At 57.0% G+C, this 14,324-nt stretch carries 15 protein-coding genes and 1 riboswitch; of the genes, 9 read left to right on the top strand and 6 right to left on the bottom strand.

Annotated elements, in window-relative coordinates; translation table 11 throughout:
- Positions 1-1,431 (top strand): bifunctional D-glycero-beta-D-manno-heptose-7-phosphate kinase/D-glycero-beta-D-manno-heptose 1-phosphate adenylyltransferase HldE, encoded by a 1,431-nt coding sequence (hldE, locus tag H5P17_RS07330; protein ID WP_020828712.1) that lies wholly within the window; start codon positions 1-3, stop codon positions 1,429-1,431.
- A gap of 148 nt (positions 1,432-1,579) precedes the next feature.
- Positions 1,580-2,833, top strand: coding sequence for an L-methionine/branched-chain amino acid transporter (yjeH, locus tag H5P17_RS07325; RefSeq protein WP_182822226.1), 1,254 nt, complete (start codon positions 1,580-1,582; stop codon positions 2,831-2,833).
- Positions 2,834-2,861: 28 nt separating this feature from the next.
- Here yjeH and ubiK read toward each other — a convergent pair whose 3' ends face one another.
- Positions 2,862-3,140 (bottom strand): ubiquinone biosynthesis accessory factor UbiK, encoded by a 279-nt coding sequence (gene ubiK, locus H5P17_RS07320; RefSeq protein ID WP_020828710.1) that lies wholly within the window; start codon positions 3,138-3,140, stop codon positions 2,862-2,864.
- A gap of 145 nt (positions 3,141-3,285) precedes the next feature.
- Positions 3,286-3,447, top strand: a riboswitch (FMN riboswitch).
- Positions 3,448-3,557: 110 nt separating this feature from the next.
- Between ubiK and ribB the strand changes: the two genes are divergently transcribed.
- Positions 3,558-4,211: a 3,4-dihydroxy-2-butanone-4-phosphate synthase gene (ribB, locus tag H5P17_RS07315; protein WP_020828709.1), complete on the top strand. Its 654-nt coding sequence runs from the start codon at positions 3,558-3,560 to the stop codon at positions 4,209-4,211.
- 66 nt (positions 4,212-4,277) lie between these two features.
- Here ribB and zupT read toward each other — a convergent pair whose 3' ends face one another.
- Entirely contained in the window at positions 4,278-5,045 is a 768-nt protein-coding gene (gene zupT, locus H5P17_RS07310) for a zinc transporter ZupT (protein ID WP_182822136.1), read from the bottom strand.
- Positions 5,046-5,251: 206 nt separating this feature from the next.
- Here zupT and ygiD point away from each other — a divergent pair, with 206 nt between their 5' ends.
- The gene (gene ygiD, locus H5P17_RS07305; protein WP_174574801.1) at positions 5,252-6,034 is read left to right on the top strand and encodes a 4,5-DOPA dioxygenase extradiol; all 783 of its coding nucleotides are present in this window, start codon (positions 5,252-5,254) and stop codon (positions 6,032-6,034) included.
- Between the two features lie 16 nt (positions 6,035-6,050).
- Here ygiD and H5P17_RS07300 read toward each other — a convergent pair whose 3' ends face one another.
- Positions 6,051-7,076, bottom strand: coding sequence for a LacI family DNA-binding transcriptional regulator (locus H5P17_RS07300; RefSeq protein ID WP_020828706.1), 1,026 nt, complete (start codon positions 7,074-7,076; stop codon positions 6,051-6,053).
- Positions 7,077-7,291: 215 nt separating this feature from the next.
- Here H5P17_RS07300 and H5P17_RS07295 point away from each other — a divergent pair, with 215 nt between their 5' ends.
- From H5P17_RS07295 to H5P17_RS07275, 5 genes are read left to right on the top strand one after another with little or no spacing between them, the layout of a single operon-like run.
- Positions 7,292-9,061 (top strand): class I mannose-6-phosphate isomerase, encoded by a 1,770-nt coding sequence (locus tag H5P17_RS07295; RefSeq protein ID WP_182822135.1) that lies wholly within the window; start codon positions 7,292-7,294, stop codon positions 9,059-9,061.
- 5 nt (positions 9,062-9,066) lie between these two features.
- The gene (locus tag H5P17_RS07290; protein WP_182822134.1) at positions 9,067-9,495 is read left to right on the top strand and encodes a PTS sugar transporter subunit IIA; all 429 of its coding nucleotides are present in this window, start codon (positions 9,067-9,069) and stop codon (positions 9,493-9,495) included.
- A gap of 9 nt (positions 9,496-9,504) precedes the next feature.
- Positions 9,505-9,999: a PTS sugar transporter subunit IIB gene (locus H5P17_RS07285; protein ID WP_020828703.1), complete on the top strand. Its 495-nt coding sequence runs from the start codon at positions 9,505-9,507 to the stop codon at positions 9,997-9,999.
- A gap of 22 nt (positions 10,000-10,021) precedes the next feature.
- A complete protein-coding gene (locus H5P17_RS07280) occupies positions 10,022-10,822 on the top strand; it encodes a PTS sugar transporter subunit IIC (protein ID WP_182822133.1) in 801 nt (266 codons plus the stop codon).
- Entirely contained in the window at positions 10,822-11,643 is an 822-nt protein-coding gene (locus H5P17_RS07275) for a PTS system mannose/fructose/sorbose family transporter subunit IID (protein ID WP_182822131.1), read from the top strand. Before H5P17_RS07280 ends, H5P17_RS07275 begins: the two co-directional genes overlap by 1 nt.
- Before the next feature lie 56 nt (positions 11,644-11,699).
- Here the strand turns inward: H5P17_RS07275 and H5P17_RS07270 are convergent, their stop codons facing one another.
- The 3 genes from H5P17_RS07270 to H5P17_RS07260 all read right to left on the bottom strand — a co-directional run bounded on the left by H5P17_RS07270 (position 11,700) and on the right by H5P17_RS07260 (position 14,322).
- Positions 11,700-12,482, bottom strand: coding sequence for a glucose-6-phosphate isomerase family protein (locus tag H5P17_RS07270; protein ID WP_182822130.1), 783 nt, complete (start codon positions 12,480-12,482; stop codon positions 11,700-11,702).
- Positions 12,475-13,038 carry a glucose-6-phosphate isomerase family protein gene (locus H5P17_RS07265; RefSeq protein WP_182822128.1) on the bottom strand — a complete coding sequence of 188 codons (564 nt, stop codon included), beginning with the start codon at positions 13,036-13,038 and terminating at the stop codon, positions 12,475-12,477. The genes H5P17_RS07270 and H5P17_RS07265 overlap by 8 nt, the downstream gene beginning before the upstream one ends.
- A gap of 123 nt (positions 13,039-13,161) precedes the next feature.
- Positions 13,162-14,322 carry a glutathionylspermidine synthase family protein gene (locus H5P17_RS07260; RefSeq protein ID WP_020828698.1) on the bottom strand — a complete coding sequence of 387 codons (1,161 nt, stop codon included), beginning with the start codon at positions 14,320-14,322 and terminating at the stop codon, positions 13,162-13,164.
- Positions 14,323-14,324: the final 2 nt, after the last annotated feature.

The following is a 14,324-nucleotide window of genomic DNA, read 5'->3' as shown; positions in this document are numbered from 1 at the left end:
ATGAAAGTTACACTGCCTGATTTTCGCCGCGCCGGGGTATTGGTGGTGGGTGACGTCATGTTGGATCGCTATTGGTATGGGCCGACCAGCCGTATTTCACCGGAAGCGCCGGTGCCGGTGGTCAAGGTTGAAACCATTGAAGAGCGTCCCGGCGGTGCAGCAAACGTGGCGATGAATATCGCTTCGCTGGGTGCCAACTCACGCCTGGTGGGCTTGACCGGTATTGATGACGCGGCGCGTGCACTGAGCGCCAAGCTGAACGAAGTGAACGTGCGCTGTGATTTCGTTTCGGTACCGACGCATCCGACCATCACCAAGCTGCGCGTGCTGTCACGCAACCAGCAACTGATCCGTCTCGACTTCGAAGAAGGGTTCTCCAACGTCGATTCGCAACCCATGCTGGAACGCATCCAGCAGGCGCTGCCGCAAATTGGTGCGCTGGTGCTGTCTGACTACGCCAAAGGCGCGCTGAGCCAGGTACAGAGCATGATCCAACTGGCGCGGGCCGCCAAGGTGCCGGTGCTGATCGATCCAAAGGGTTCCGATTTTGAGCGCTATCGCGGCGCGACGCTGCTGACGCCCAACCTGTCTGAGTTCGAAGCGGTCGTAGGGCACTGCAAAGACGAAGCCGAGCTGGTCGAACGCGGCATGAAGCTGGTGGCGGACTTTGAGCTCTCCGCGCTGCTGGTCACCCGTTCCGAACACGGCATGACGTTGCTGCAATTGGGCGTTCCGCCACTGCACCTGCCAACCCAGGCGCAGGAAGTGTTTGACGTTACCGGTGCTGGCGATACCGTGATTGGCGTGCTGGCTGCCGCGTTGGCCGCCGGTAACACCTTGGAAGAGTCCTGTTTCCTGGCCAATGCCGCCGCCGGCGTGGTGGTGGGCAAACTGGGGACCTCTACCGTTTCCCCGATCGAGCTGGAAAACGCGGTGCGTGGCCGTGCCGAAACCGGCTTTGGCGTCATGACCGAAGCCCAGCTGAAAACCGCCGTGGCGCAAGCACGTCAGCGCGGTGAAAAAGTGGTGATGACCAACGGTATCTTCGACATTCTGCATGCCGGTCACGTTTCCTATCTGGCGAATGCCCGCAAACTGGGCGACCGCCTGATTGTGGCGGTCAACAGCGACGCTTCCACCAAGCGCCTGAAAGGCGAGACCCGTCCGGTCAACGCGCTGGAAAACCGCATGATCGTATTGGGGGCGTTGGAAGCGGTGGATTGGGTTGTGGCATTCGAAGAAGACACGCCGCAACGCCTGATCGCCGATATCCTGCCGGATCTGCTGGTGAAAGGCGGCGACTACAAACCTGAAGATATTGCCGGCAGCGCCGAGGTTTGGGCCAACGGCGGCGACGTCAAGGTGCTGAACTTTGAAGACGGCCTGTCGACCACCAATATTATCAAGGCAATCAAAGACGGGCGTGGCTAACAGACTCTTTTTAGCCTAAATAATTCGAGCTGCATTCAGGCGGTAATCGAGCAACTCGCGATGAGCTTACATAAGTCAGCGATCCGGGGGAGCAAGAGCCGCGAACGCGGATGCAACTTGAAGTATGGCGGATAAAACGGCGGTGGCAGTGAGTGGACTGAAGCAGGAACTGAGTTTGGCGCAGGGCGTTGGGCTATTGTCCACTTCATTGCTGGGAACGGGGGTGTTCGCCGTTCCTGCACTGGCGGCTCAGGTGGCTCAGGGCGACAGCCTATGGGCCTGGCCGGTATTGATTGCGCTGGTGTTTCCGATTGCCATCGCTTTTGCGGCTTTGGGCCGGCATTTCCCCAGCGCCGGTGGCGCCGCGCATTTTGTCGGTCTGGCTTTTGGCCCGCGTATGGCGAAAGTGACCGGCTGGCTGTTTTTGTCGGTGATCCCGGTGGGCCTGCCTGCGGCATTACAGATTGCCGCCGGTTTTTGGCAGGCCGCGTTCGGCTGGAACGCTAATGGCCTGCTGCTGGTGCAAATAGCCACGCTGATGGTGATTTGGCTGCTGGGCACGCGCAGCGCCGGTTCCAGCGCCAATATTCAAACGCTGATCGCCATGCTGGTGGTGGCGCTGGTGGCCGCAATTTGGTGGCGTGGCGGCATCTCTCCTGCTCAAATCCCCTGGCCAGCACTCGACGAAGTATCTCCCCCTAATTTGTTCCACGCGCTGGCGGTCATGTTCTGGTGCTTTGTCGGTTTGGAAGCCTTTGCGCATCTGGCAACCGAGTTTCGTAACCCGGAGCGCGACTTCCCGCGTGCCCTGCTGTTTGGCCTGCTGGTCGCCGGGGCGGTGTACTGGGGCTGTACCGTGGCGGTGTTGCACTTTCATGCGTACGGTGAGCATCAGGCGGCGGCTGCGTCGTTGCCGGGTATCGTGGTGCAACTGTTTGGGCAACATGCGTTGTGGGTGGCCTGCGTCATTGGCTATCTGGCCTGCTTTGCCAGCGTGAATATCTACACCCAAAGCTTCGCCCGGCTGGTGTGGTCGCAGGCGCAGGAGCGGCCAGCCAGCGCGTTGGCTAAACTGTCCGCTGGCCAGGCACCGGTCAATGCATTAAGCGCGGTGGTGGGCTGTTGCCTGTTGTTCACCCTGCTGATTTATACGCTGAAACTGCCGTTGGATATGCTGCTGGTGTATGCCAATGGCATCTTTGTGCTGATCTACCTGCTGTGCATGTTGGCGGGCTGCCGAATTTTGCACGGGCGTTCGCGGTTAATGGCGGCGGTAGGGCTGGTGCTGTGTTTGCTGCTGATGGTCATTATCGGCTGGAAAAGCCTGTATGCGCTGGGGATGTTCGCGTTGATTTGGCTGGTGTTGCCGCGCAGGCCGAAGGCGGCGCTAAAACGGCAATAAGGGCGCGATGCCGCGCCCTTAGCGATAACTATTCTGCGTCTGGCTGTTGCGTGGCTGGTGCTGCGTTCAGCTTGCTTTCCAACTCGTTCATGCGCTGTTCCAGCAACGCCAGCTTTTCACGGGTGCGCAGCAGCACCTGTGTCTGTACGTCGAACTCTTCGCGGTTGACCAAATCCAAACGGGTTAACTGCGACTGCAGCACCTGACGGATTTTCTTCTCAACGTCTTCCCCGAATTCACGTACGCCTTTAGGCATGGATTCATGCACCTGGCGTGCGATCTGTTCAATTTTTTTCGGGTCAATCATGGCGTATCCCTTTCAGAGTTTAATAGCTGTCGCCTAGTGTAATGCGAGTTGCCCGCGGGATAAACTAATAACCGCATTCCCTGTGATTGGCCGAATTGTGCTTTTGCCAATTGCCCTGATTAATCATTAGCGTTATAGTCGAGACGCTTATTCTCAGGGCGGGGTGCAAGTCCCCACCGGCGGTAAATCACCTTCTACGGTGAAAGCCCGCGAGCGCTCAGCCAGACTCTTGCAGTTTGGTTAGAGGTCAGCAGATCCGGTGTAATTCCGGGGCCGACGGTTATAGTCCGGATGGGAGAGAGTAACGGTATCTGCCGGGTTTGCGCCCGCTTGCGTTATTTTTTTAGCTATTGCTAGCTACTCCTCAAGATCGCCCTGGTTCTGGTAATCCATAATTTTTTAATGAGGTTTTTTACCATGAATCAGACCCTACTTTCAGATTTCGGCACGCCGGTAGAACGCGTAGAGCGAGCTATTGAAGCATTGCGCAATGGCCGCGGTGTAATGGTGCTCGATGATGAAAATCGTGAAAACGAAGGTGATATGATCTTCGCCGCAGAAACCATGACCGTTGAGCAGATGGCACTGACCATTCGCCACGGCAGCGGTATTGTGTGTCTGTGTCTCACCGAAGAACGTCGTCAGCAGCTCGAACTGCCGATGATGGTGACCAACAACTCCAGCCAGTTCCAGACGGCCTTCACCGTGACTATCGAAGCGGCGCAGGGCGTGACCACCGGCGTGTCCGCTTCCGATCGCCTGACCACTATCCGTGCGGCCGTGGCCGATAACGCCAAGCCAAGCGATCTGAATCGTCCTGGGCACGTTTTCCCGCTGCGCGCGCAGCCAGGTGGCGTGCTGAGCCGTCGTGGTCACACTGAAGCGACTATCGATCTGGTCTCTATGGCCGGTTTCAAACCTGCCGGTGTGCTGTGTGAACTGACTAACGACGATGGCAGCATGGCGCATGCGCCGGAAGTGATCGTGTTTGCCAAACAGCATGATATGACCGTATTGACCATCGAAGATCTGGTGGCTTACCGCCAGGCTCACGAAAAGAAAGCCAGCTGATAACGAACTGACTTTCTGACGATGAAAAAAGCCGCGTAATGCGGCTTTTTTTGTGGCTGAAAACCGTTAACCTATGCCGCCGCTTTGCAACAGCGTCAGGCTGAATCCCATCACCGCCATCCCACACAGCACGCCGTAGCTCGGGTTATTGTGCGGATCGATTTCTTTCGCCAACGGCATCAGTTCATCAACCGACAGCGCCACCATGATGCCGGCAACCGCCGCCATAATCGACGCCATTACCACCGGCGAAATCATCGGGCCAAGCAGCAGGAACGCCAATACGCCGCCGAGAATCTCCGCCATGCCGGAAATACCGGACCACAGCAGGGCTTTGGTCTTGGAGCCGGTTGCGGCATACACCGGGCCAGCCACCGCCAGACCTTCAGGAATATTGTGGATAGCCACGGCCAACGCAATGCCCATGCCCAGTTCCAGGTCGGCGCTGGCGGTGACGAAGGTAGCGATGCCTTCCGGGAAGTTGTGCAGGCTGATGCCCAGCGTCAACAGCACCGCGGTGCGCTTCAGGTTGTGCGGTTTCAGCGGTTGCTGCATCAGATCCTGCGGGTGCTGGTGCGGCAGCATGCGGTCCAGCGCGAAATACCCCAGCAGCCCAAGCATGAACATGCCGTAACCCATCATCGACGACATGCCGACGGTGTGCAGCGCCGCGGGCAGCATTTCCATCAGCGATATCAGCAGCATAATCCCGGCGGCAAATCCAAGAGCAAAAGCCAGCATTCGGTTGGAAGGCTTCTGGCCAATAATGCCGAACAGGGCGCCGACAAAGGTGGCGCCGCCGGCCAGCAAGGTCAGGAGCAGCGGTACGGACATGGTCGTCTCCTTATATGCTGAAATTATCGTTTATTTTCTGATACTAACAGAGTAAAGGCATAAATCGAGTGGATTTGGCTGATTGTTTCTATCGTTTTAACCGTTCAAATTTATTGAAGATCATCATCACGGTTATCCGGCTGTGTCGCCGTGGCAAACGGCGTAGTCTAGTCCCCATCATGTTTGCGACTGACCAAGGATCTTGTATGAACAGCTCTCGTATGCCTGCACTTTTTCTCGGCCACGGTAGCCCGATGAACGCGCTGGAAGAAAACCGCTATACCCAGGCCTGGCGTCATCTGGGTGAAACGCTGCCGCGCCCGAAGGCCATCATTGCCGTTTCTGCTCACTGGTACACCCGTGGCACCGCGGTGACTGCGATGGAAAAACCAAGAACCATCCATGACTTTGGCGGTTTTCCGCAGGCGCTGTTCGATACCCGGTATCCGGCGCCAGGATCCCCTGCGCTGGCGGCGCAGATCCAGCAAGTGTTGGCGCCGATTACTGTCACGGCAGACGACAGCGAATGGGGCCTGGACCACGGCACCTGGGGCGTGTTGATCAAAATGTATCCCGAGGCGGATATTCCGATCGTGCAGCTCAGCATCGACGGCACCAAACCGGCGGAATACCATTATGAACTGGGCCGTAAACTGGCGGTGTTGCGTGACCAGGGGGTGATGATCGTCGCCAGCGGCAACGTGGTGCATAACCTGCGGATGGTAAAATGGCAGGGGGACGCCACCCCTTATCCGTGGGCCACTTCGTTTGACCGGTTTGTGCGTGATAACCTGAATTATCAGGGAGATAACCACCCGCTGGTCAATTTTATGCAGCACGAAGGCGCAGCGCTGTCTAACCCGACGCCGGAACACTACCTGCCGCTGTTATACGTACTGGGCAGTTGGGACGGCAAAGAGGCGATAACCCTTCCGGTGGAGGGCATCGAGATGAGCGCACTGAGTATGCTGTCGGTGCAGGTTGGCTAAAGGCTCTACGCCGGCCTCAGGCCGGCGTAGATTGATCGGCAAAGCCACAGGATTGGCGGATCACCAGCGAAGGCGGCAGGATGATGCGTTTTGGCGGTTCATCATTGCCTTGAATGCGGCTATACAGTAGTTCCCCCGCCTTGCGGCCGATCTCGCGTGAGGCCACCGATACGGTGGTCAAACCCGGCTGCACCAGCGACGCTTCGGTAATATCATCAAACCCTATCAGCGCGAAATCACGGCCAATCTGGCGGTCGAGTTTGCGTAATGTCTGCATCACGCCCAACGCGACAATGTCCTGATAGCATAATGCCGCCGTGATTTCCGGATGGGCCATCAACAACTGTTCCGCGGCCTTGGCGCCGGAGCTTTGGCTGGCTTCGCTGTCCACGATCCATTCGCCCTTGACCACAATCCCCCGTTCCAGCAGCTTGCTGGTGTAACCCCCCAACCGCTGCGCGCGGGTGGTGGAGTTGATGGATCCCCCGATGAAAGCGATATTGCGATGGCCAAGATCCAACAGATGCTGGGTTGCCAACTGCGTACCGAGGAAGTTATCGGTGCCGACAAAGTCAAAGTGCGCATCGGCTACCGGCCTGACCACCATGATGGCCGGGATCTTGCGGCGTTTCAGCGTTTCAAAAAACAGGCTCGGCGTTTGTCGGGCGGCACACAGCACCATGCCGCTGGCGCTGTTTTGCAGCAGCGAGTCGACAAATTTTTGTTGCCTGTCGGCCGATTCTTCACTGTTGGCCAGAAACAGCATCAGTTGATGGCGTTCCATTTCCTGGCTTAGCCCGGCGGTCATCTCGGCATAAAAGGGGTTGGTGATATCGTGCAGCAGCAGGCCGACCTGATTGCTGCTGCGATTGCGCAGGTTTGCCGCGGTCTGATTGTAAACGTAGCCCAGATGATCGATGGCGCTCAGCACACGCTTGCGTGTTTCATCCGATATGCGACCACGGTTGCGCAATACCATCGAAACCGTAGCGGTGGAGACTTTTGCGTATGCGGCGACATCCGCCAAGGTTATGGTGCTCATTTCATCTCCTGTCGATACTGGTTCTTGCATTAAGGTATATCGATTAACCTTTTTCTGCGTAATTCCGTTAAATAGAGTGTGACGGCGATCGCGATTTATAAGCTTTTTAGCAGATTATTATCAGTTATATGAAGTTAATCTCGTTAATCAGCCTGTTTGTTATGAGGTTAATCGATTAATCTTTTTCTATCTATTCAGTGCATAGGCAGAAGGATATGACAGAGCAACAGCGCAACGCAACAAGCTATGACAAACACCCGGAAGTGGCGGTTCAGGGGTTTGATCATGCCGCCTGGCAAGGTTGGCCGGCGGTGGTCGAGGCTGTCAGCCGCAAGGTTGCCGCCCTCGGATTACGCAAAACCCTGTTAGTGGTGGATTGCTACCCTGGGGTGAATTTGGCAGAGCTGAGCGAGAATTTTATCCATCCGCTGCAGCCAGCCAGCAGTATTAACGCCGAGTTTGCCAAATATGATGAATCGCATATTCACGCGATGATTGAGCGCAACTTAACCGATGATCGTGTTTTTGGCGTGCTGTCATGCCATCAACTGCCTGAGTTTTTTGATGATGAGCGTGTGCAGCAACTGCGCGATCAAATTGCGAGCGTCGAAAGTGGTCTGGTCGTGATTTATGGGCCCGGCGCGGCGTTGATCACCGAGGGCGATGTGCTGGTGTATGCCGACATGGCTCGCTGGGAAATCCAGCAGCGTTTTCGCCGTGGCGAACTGGGCAACTGGGGCGTAACCAATGTTGACGAAGACGTGTTGCGTCGTTACAAGCGGGCCTTTTTTGTGGAGTGGCGGGTATTTGATCGCCATAAAACCCCGTTGTTGCAGCGTGCGGACCTGGTGTTGGACACCAACCTGGCGGGTGAGCCCAAGGCCGTGAGCGGCGAAGCATTCCACGCTGGTTTGCAGCAGGTTACCCAACGCCCGTTCCGCGTCGTGCCCTTTTTTGACCCCGGCATCTGGGGCGGTCAATGGATGAAACAACAGTTCGATCTCGACCCGACGGCAGCCAACTACGCGTGGTGTTTTGACTGCGTGCCCGAGGAAAACAGCCTGCTAATGCGTTTTGGTGACGTCCGGGTCGAGATCCCCTCACAGGATTTGGTGCTGTTATACCCGAGACCCCTGCTGGGCGATCGTGTACACGCCCGTTTCGGCGCCGAATTCCCGATCCGTTTTGACCTGCTGGATACCGTCGGCGGGCAAAACCTCAGCTTCCAGGTGCACCCGCTGACGGAATACATCCAACAGCATTTCGGTATGCACTACACCCAGGATGAAAGCTATTACATTCTGGCGGCAGAGCAGAATGCCGAAGTGTATCTGGGGATTAAAAACGGCACCGATCCGCAGGCGATGATGATCGATCTGGCCGCCGCCCAAAGAAGCGAAAAGGCGTTCGACGATCGCCGTTTTGTGAACCGCTTCCCGGCGCGCAAACACGACCACTTCCTGATCCCGGCAGGAACGGTGCACTGCTCAGGTGCGGGTACCATGGTGCTGGAGATCAGCGCTACGCCGTACATTTTCACCTTCAAACTGTGGGACTGGGGCCGTGTGGGGTTAGATGGCCTGCCGCGCCCGGTGCATCTGCAGCACGGTGAGCAGGTGATCAACTGGCAATGCGACACCGACTGGGCAACGGAGCATCTGGTCAACCGCATTGAACCGGTTGCTGAAGGGCAAGGCTGGCAGGAAGAGCGAACCGGCCTGCACGAGCGCGAATTTATCGAAACCCGTCGTCACTGGTTCAGTGAACCGGTGTTGCACCATACCGAAGGGCGAGTGAACGTGCTGAACCTGGTGGAAGGGGAAGAGGCCGTGGTTGAAAGCCCTGAGGGCCATTTTGCTCCCTTTGTGGTGCATTACGCGGAAACCTTCATCGTCCCGGCTGCGGTAGGGGCGTATCGCATCAGTCCTCATGGCCGCAGCCTGGGTAAAACCCTGGGTACCATCAAAGCCTGGGTAAGGGGATAAACATTATGTTGAGAGTGATTGTGACTTCTCATGGGCCGCTGGCCGAGGCGTTACTGAGCAGCGCGCGCATGGTTTACGGCGAGTTGCCGGGGACCAGCCATGTCGGTCTGAGTGAAGGCGCCGGTATCGAGGCTTTCAAGCAGGATTTTGCTGACGAACTGCTCCGGGTGAGCGACGGGGCCGATGGCGTGTTGGTGCTGTGCGACATGCTGTGCGGTACGCCGTACAACGTGGCCTGCCGTCACGCCTTTGATCCCAATACGTCAGTGCCGATAGCGGTGGTGACCGGCGTGAATTTCCCGATGTTGCTGATGAGTGCCGAATTGCTGGAAGGAAAGGATGTTCAACTGGCGGCACAGGAGCTGGTGGCGCAGGGCGGTGAGGCGATTGCGCTTGCCCGTCCTGCGGTGACGGCGCAAATGGACGATTTCTGAGGAGAGAGTATGGCTATTTCATTCGTACGTATCGACGACCGGGTCATTCACGGTCAACTGGTGACCCGCTGGGCGAAAGAGCTGCCCTGCGATGGCATCGTGGCGATTGATGATGAGGTCGCTGCGGATCCGCTGTTGTCATCGGTGATGAAAGGGGCAGTGCAGGACACCAAGGTATGGCTGTTCACCGTACAGCAGGCGATAGAAAAATTGCCGAAGGTGATCGCCAGCGACAAGCAGTACTTCGTGATTGGAAAATCGCCGGTCACGCTGCGCCGACTGATGGAGGCAGGGATCGATCTCAGCAATCGCAACAAGAAAATCAACGTCGGCCCGATGTCTGCCCGCAAGGACACGGTGACTATCGGTCCGAATCAATCCGTGACTGTGACAGAGTCGGAAGCCTTCGATTTTCTGACCGAACACGGCCATGCCATCGAATTCCGTTTAGTCCCGGATGCCAGCCATTTCAGTTGGCTGGACGCAAAAAAGAAACTCAAATAAGCCTGAACGGCAGGAGTGAACTATGTGGTTTGAAGCGACGCTTATCGGGATACTTTGCTATCTCGGCGCGCTGAGCAGCCCCTGGCTGCTGGGACTGACCGGAGGCTGGTATATTCTCAGCCGTCCGCTGGTCTCCGGCATGCTGGTGGGGGCTATCCTCGGCGATGTACAGACCGGCATCATCATCGGTGTGGCGGTACAGGCGGTTTATATCGCCATGGTGACACCGGGCGGATCGATGCCGGCCGACCTCAACTTTGTGGCCTTCCCGGCGATTGCGCTGGGCATTCTTTCCGGTAAAGGGCCCGAGGTGGCCGTCGCCCTGGCGGCAACTATCGGCATCATGGGCACCGTGCTGTTCAATGCCATGATGGTACTCAATTCCTACTGGAACCACCGTGCGGATCTGGCGGTGGAACGCGGGGATGAACAGGGCATTTACCTCAACAGCGCCATCTGGCCGCAGGTCACCAACTTCCTGCTGCGCTTTGTGCCGACGTTTATCGCCGTCTTTTTCGGGGCGCGCTATATCAACGCCTTTATGGACAGCTTGCCGACGCTGGTGCTGACTACCATGAACGTGGTCGGCGGCATTCTGCCTGCGGTCGGTATCGCCATTCTTCTTAAGCAGATTATTAAAAGCTACAGCATGCTGATTTACTTCCTGGTGGGGTTCATCTGCATTGTTTTCCTCAAGCTGAATATGGTGGCGCTGGTGATTGTCGGCGCGCTGCTGGCATTGATTCACTACAACTATAAGCCAGAGCCGCAGGTGGCTGCCGCACAGGCCGCGCCTCAGGCTGACGATGAGGATGAATTCTGATGGATACGCCAACACCAAAATTGAATAAGCAGGACCTGCGTCGTTGCTGGCGCAGCTGGATGATGTACAACCTGTCATCGATGAGCTTTGAACGTCTTGAATCTTACGGTTTCTGCCTGAGCATGATGCCGGCGCTGAAAAAGCTGTATCCGGAAAAACAACAGCGCATTGAGGCCATTCGCCGCCATACCTCGTTCTATAACACCGAGCCGCAGCTGGGCGCGATTGTTAACGGCATGGTTATCGGGCTGGAGGAAAAACGTGCCAACGGCGAACCGATCGACGGTGAAACCATCAATACGCTCAAGGTCGGCCTGATGGGGCCGGTGGCCGGTATCGGCGACTCCATGGTGCCGGGCATGCTGTTGCCCATTTTGTTGAGCATCGGTATGGCGCTGGCAGCCGGCGGCAGCGTGATTGGCCCGTTATTCTATATTATGGCGTTCAGCCTGATCGTCATTCCCGGCTCTTACTGGCTGTTTATGAAGGGCTACCATATGGGCTCCGGCTCGGTGGAAATGCTGGTCAGCAGCAAGTCCTCACGCCTGCGGGAAGCGCTTTCCCTGCTGGGAGTGTTCGTTATGGGTGGCGTAGCCGCGAGCTACGTCAAGCTGGGCACCGGTCTGGAATTTGTCACCAAAGACGGGGTGAATATTCACCTGCAGCAAATGCTGGACGGCATTTTCCCTAACCTGATGCCGCTGATCGTGGTGCTGATGACCTGGTATCTGATGGCCAAGCGGGGATTGTCACCGGTGAAAGCGATGTTGGGGCTGCTGGCCCTGGCGGCGGCAGGGGTGGCCTGCGGTTTGTTCTCTTAATCTGTCGTTGAATAGAGAAGTGGGGGCGAATGTACCTGTATTCGCCCCCGCTTTTGTTATGGCTCAAACCGCTGCCATTTTTCCGCTACGCTGCCCGGTTTGGAAATGAACTGGAAGCGCGCCGGATCGGCCTCAAACTGCAAGTATAACGGGGCATCACTCAGACCGAATTCATGGTATTGGCGTGGGCCGATGGCGTGCAGCCGGCCGGATTGATAACGCGGGTTCTGTTGCCAGATAATATTGTCGCCCTGCAACAGCGGGTACCACGCCAGTCCTTTGTATTCACGCACGGCATCGTATTCAAAGCCATATTCACGATCGCACCAGGCAGCGAAGGTCAGCGGCTGGTGAGGGTCGGCAGAAATCGTGGCGTGGGCCCAGCCCGGCGGCACCAGCACCTTCTCGCCAGGCCCGGCGTGGACGGCGAAGCAGCGGCCCGGTTCATATTCCACCCGTTCCTGCATGTAAATGATCGCCTTTCCCTGCCAGATTTCATACAGCTCCGGTGGTGACCAACCGCTGTGCGCGCTGATACGGTGCACGTGTCCCTGGCTGCGTATCGGCTCCTGACCCAACTGACCTTTGGCATAGGTGACAATGCCGAACAGCAACATGCGTTTCTTCAATTCGGCCAAATGTTGCTGTTTGGCGACGTCCATCGCGATGGCATACACCTGCTCTGGTCCCTGGCAGTCAGGATCGCGCAGGGAGCGGCGGATTTGCTCCAGCGTGCGGATCTCCGGCAAAGGGCCAATGACGTCATCGCCATAGCCGAACCCCATCGGGCTGTCGCTAATGCGGACATCAAGCCCAAATCGCAGCATCGAGTCACTCATATTGCGCCTCCGCCTTCCAACCTTTGCCGTCGGCAAAGACCCGCAGCTTGAACCCCTGGGGCTGCAACGCATCGTAGTTGTGGCCGGCGACCGTTGGCCAGACCGCCAGCGCAGAGAGCACGTCATTACCGGTGTTGATCAAACGGTGGGCGGTAAAGGAAGGGATATGGTGAACGCTACCGGGGGAAACCTGTTCCAGCGAACAAGCGCCGTCCTGGTGTTGCAGCAACAGCAAGCCTTGACCCCGTAGGCCAAAATAGAACTCGGCCTGTTCTGGCCGCTGGTGGAAATGCCCACGGGTCATAAAGAATTCGTCGCCCACCCGGCCGGGTTGCAGATGAGTGGTGCCGACAAACAGCTCGCCCTCCTGCTGAACGGAAGGCAACATTTCTACCTGGTAGACGGCAAGCTCCGCCGGCAAGCTTTGCCAGGCCACGGGATCGGCAAAGATCCCTGCCAGGCTGCCCAGCGTCGTGGATTTGCGTTGGATATCAGGTGCGGTAAAGCATCCGTCCGCCAGGTTGACCTGCGGTGGGATCATGGACGTCAGTTTCATATCTGGTTGCTCCGCCCGAGGAGAACAGACGCTTCGATTATAGGAGGTTAATCGATTAATCACCAGGCGAAAAGCATAAAAAAAGCGCGATAAGATCGCGCTTTTTACTCAAGAACAGAGCCGTTAGCCGAGAATGATATGCGGATAGAAACGCGACAGATCCTGGGTGATCAGTTCACGATCTTCGCGCAGGCCGATCCCGCAGGGTTGATCGTCGACCAGCCAACTGCCGATCAGCGTATAGCTGCCTTCGAACTGGGGCAGCGGGTGGAACTGCTGCACGATCATGCCTTCTTCGCCGTAAGGGCCATCGACGCTCGCGACTTGCTGGCCGTTTTGCACGATCTGGATATTGGCACCTTCGCGTGAGAACAGCGGCTTGGTGACGTAGTGGTCAAGCTGCGGATGCTCGTCTTCAGCAAAGTAGGCCGCCAGCAGATTTGGATGATCCGGGAACATTTCCCACAGCATCGGCAGCAGCGCCTTGTTGGAAATGATGCTTTTCCATGCCGGCTCCAGCCAGCGTACGCCGGCGTCTTCCAGCTTGGTGGAAAACATCTCGCGCAGCATGAACTCCCACGGGTAAAGCTTGAACAGGTTACCGATGACCTGATTCTGCAGGTCGGTAAACTGACCTTTCTCACCCAGGCCAATCTCTTCCATAAACAGGAATTCGGTCGGCACACCAGCTTCCAGCGCGCAATCTTGCAGATACTGCACTGTCCCGCGATCTTCTTCACTGTCCTGGCAGCAGGCCATGTGCAGCAGGCCAAAACCGTGGTGCGCTTTCAGATCGGCGAAACGCTCGATCAGCTTTTCCTGCAGGCTGTTGTACTGATCGGATTCCGGGCTGAGGTTGCCCGCATTGATCTGATCTTCCAGCCACAGCCATTGGAAAAAGGCCGCTTCATACAATGAGGTCGGCGTATCGGCGTTGTTTTCCAGCAGCTTGGGCGGGTTAACGCCGTCGTAGGCCAGATCGAGACGCGAATACAGCGAAGGCTGGTTGGTGCGCCATGAACTGCGCACGAATTCCCAGGTGTGTTTCGGGATGCGGAACTTGGTCATCAGCGCATCGCTGCTGACCACTTTCTCTACCACCTGCAGGCACATCTGGTGCAATTCGGCGGTGGCGTTTTCAATTTCTTCGATTTGCGCCAGCGTGAATTGGTAATAGGCGTCTTCACACCAGTAGGGTTCGCCGTACATGGTGTGGAAGCGGAAGCCAAATTCGGTGGCTTTTTCGCGCCAGTCCGGACGCTCGGTAATCGCAACGCGTTTCATGC

The organism is Serratia sp. OS31 (assembly GCF_014164835.1).
Taxonomy (GTDB): Bacteria; Pseudomonadota; Gammaproteobacteria; order Enterobacterales; family Enterobacteriaceae; genus Serratia; species Serratia liquefaciens_A.
Note: the sequence above shows the minus strand (reverse complement) of the source record. Positions and strands in the feature narration are given on the sequence as shown.

Coding starts and splice junctions, on each gene's coding strand:
- H5P17_RS07265 (WP_182822128.1), bottom strand. CDS start 13,038: ATGAAACTGACGTCCATGATCCCACCGCAGGTCAACCTGGCGGACGGA.
- H5P17_RS07260 (WP_020828698.1), bottom strand. CDS start 14,322: ATGAAACGCGTTGCGATTACCGAGCGTCCGGACTGGCGCGAAAAAGCC.
- H5P17_RS07285 (WP_020828703.1), top strand. CDS start 9,505: ATGGCTATTTCATTCGTACGTATCGACGACCGGGTCATTCACGGTCAA.
- hldE (WP_020828712.1), top strand. CDS start 1: ATGAAAGTTACACTGCCTGATTTTCGCCGCGCCGGGGTATTGGTGGTG.
- zupT (WP_182822136.1), bottom strand. CDS start 5,045: ATGTCCGTACCGCTGCTCCTGACCTTGCTGGCCGGCGGCGCCACCTTT.
- H5P17_RS07290 (WP_182822134.1), top strand. CDS start 9,067: ATGTTGAGAGTGATTGTGACTTCTCATGGGCCGCTGGCCGAGGCGTTA.
- ribB (WP_020828709.1), top strand. CDS start 3,558: ATGAATCAGACCCTACTTTCAGATTTCGGCACGCCGGTAGAACGCGTA.
- H5P17_RS07300 (WP_020828706.1), bottom strand. CDS start 7,076: ATGAGCACCATAACCTTGGCGGATGTCGCCGCATACGCAAAAGTCTCC.
- H5P17_RS07295 (WP_182822135.1), top strand. CDS start 7,292: ATGACAGAGCAACAGCGCAACGCAACAAGCTATGACAAACACCCGGAA.
- H5P17_RS07275 (WP_182822131.1), top strand. CDS start 10,822: ATGGATACGCCAACACCAAAATTGAATAAGCAGGACCTGCGTCGTTGC.
- ubiK (WP_020828710.1), bottom strand. CDS start 3,140: ATGATTGACCCGAAAAAAATTGAACAGATCGCACGCCAGGTGCATGAA.
- H5P17_RS07280 (WP_182822133.1), top strand. CDS start 10,022: ATGTGGTTTGAAGCGACGCTTATCGGGATACTTTGCTATCTCGGCGCG.
- ygiD (WP_174574801.1), top strand. CDS start 5,252: ATGAACAGCTCTCGTATGCCTGCACTTTTTCTCGGCCACGGTAGCCCG.
- H5P17_RS07270 (WP_182822130.1), bottom strand. CDS start 12,482: ATGAGTGACTCGATGCTGCGATTTGGGCTTGATGTCCGCATTAGCGAC.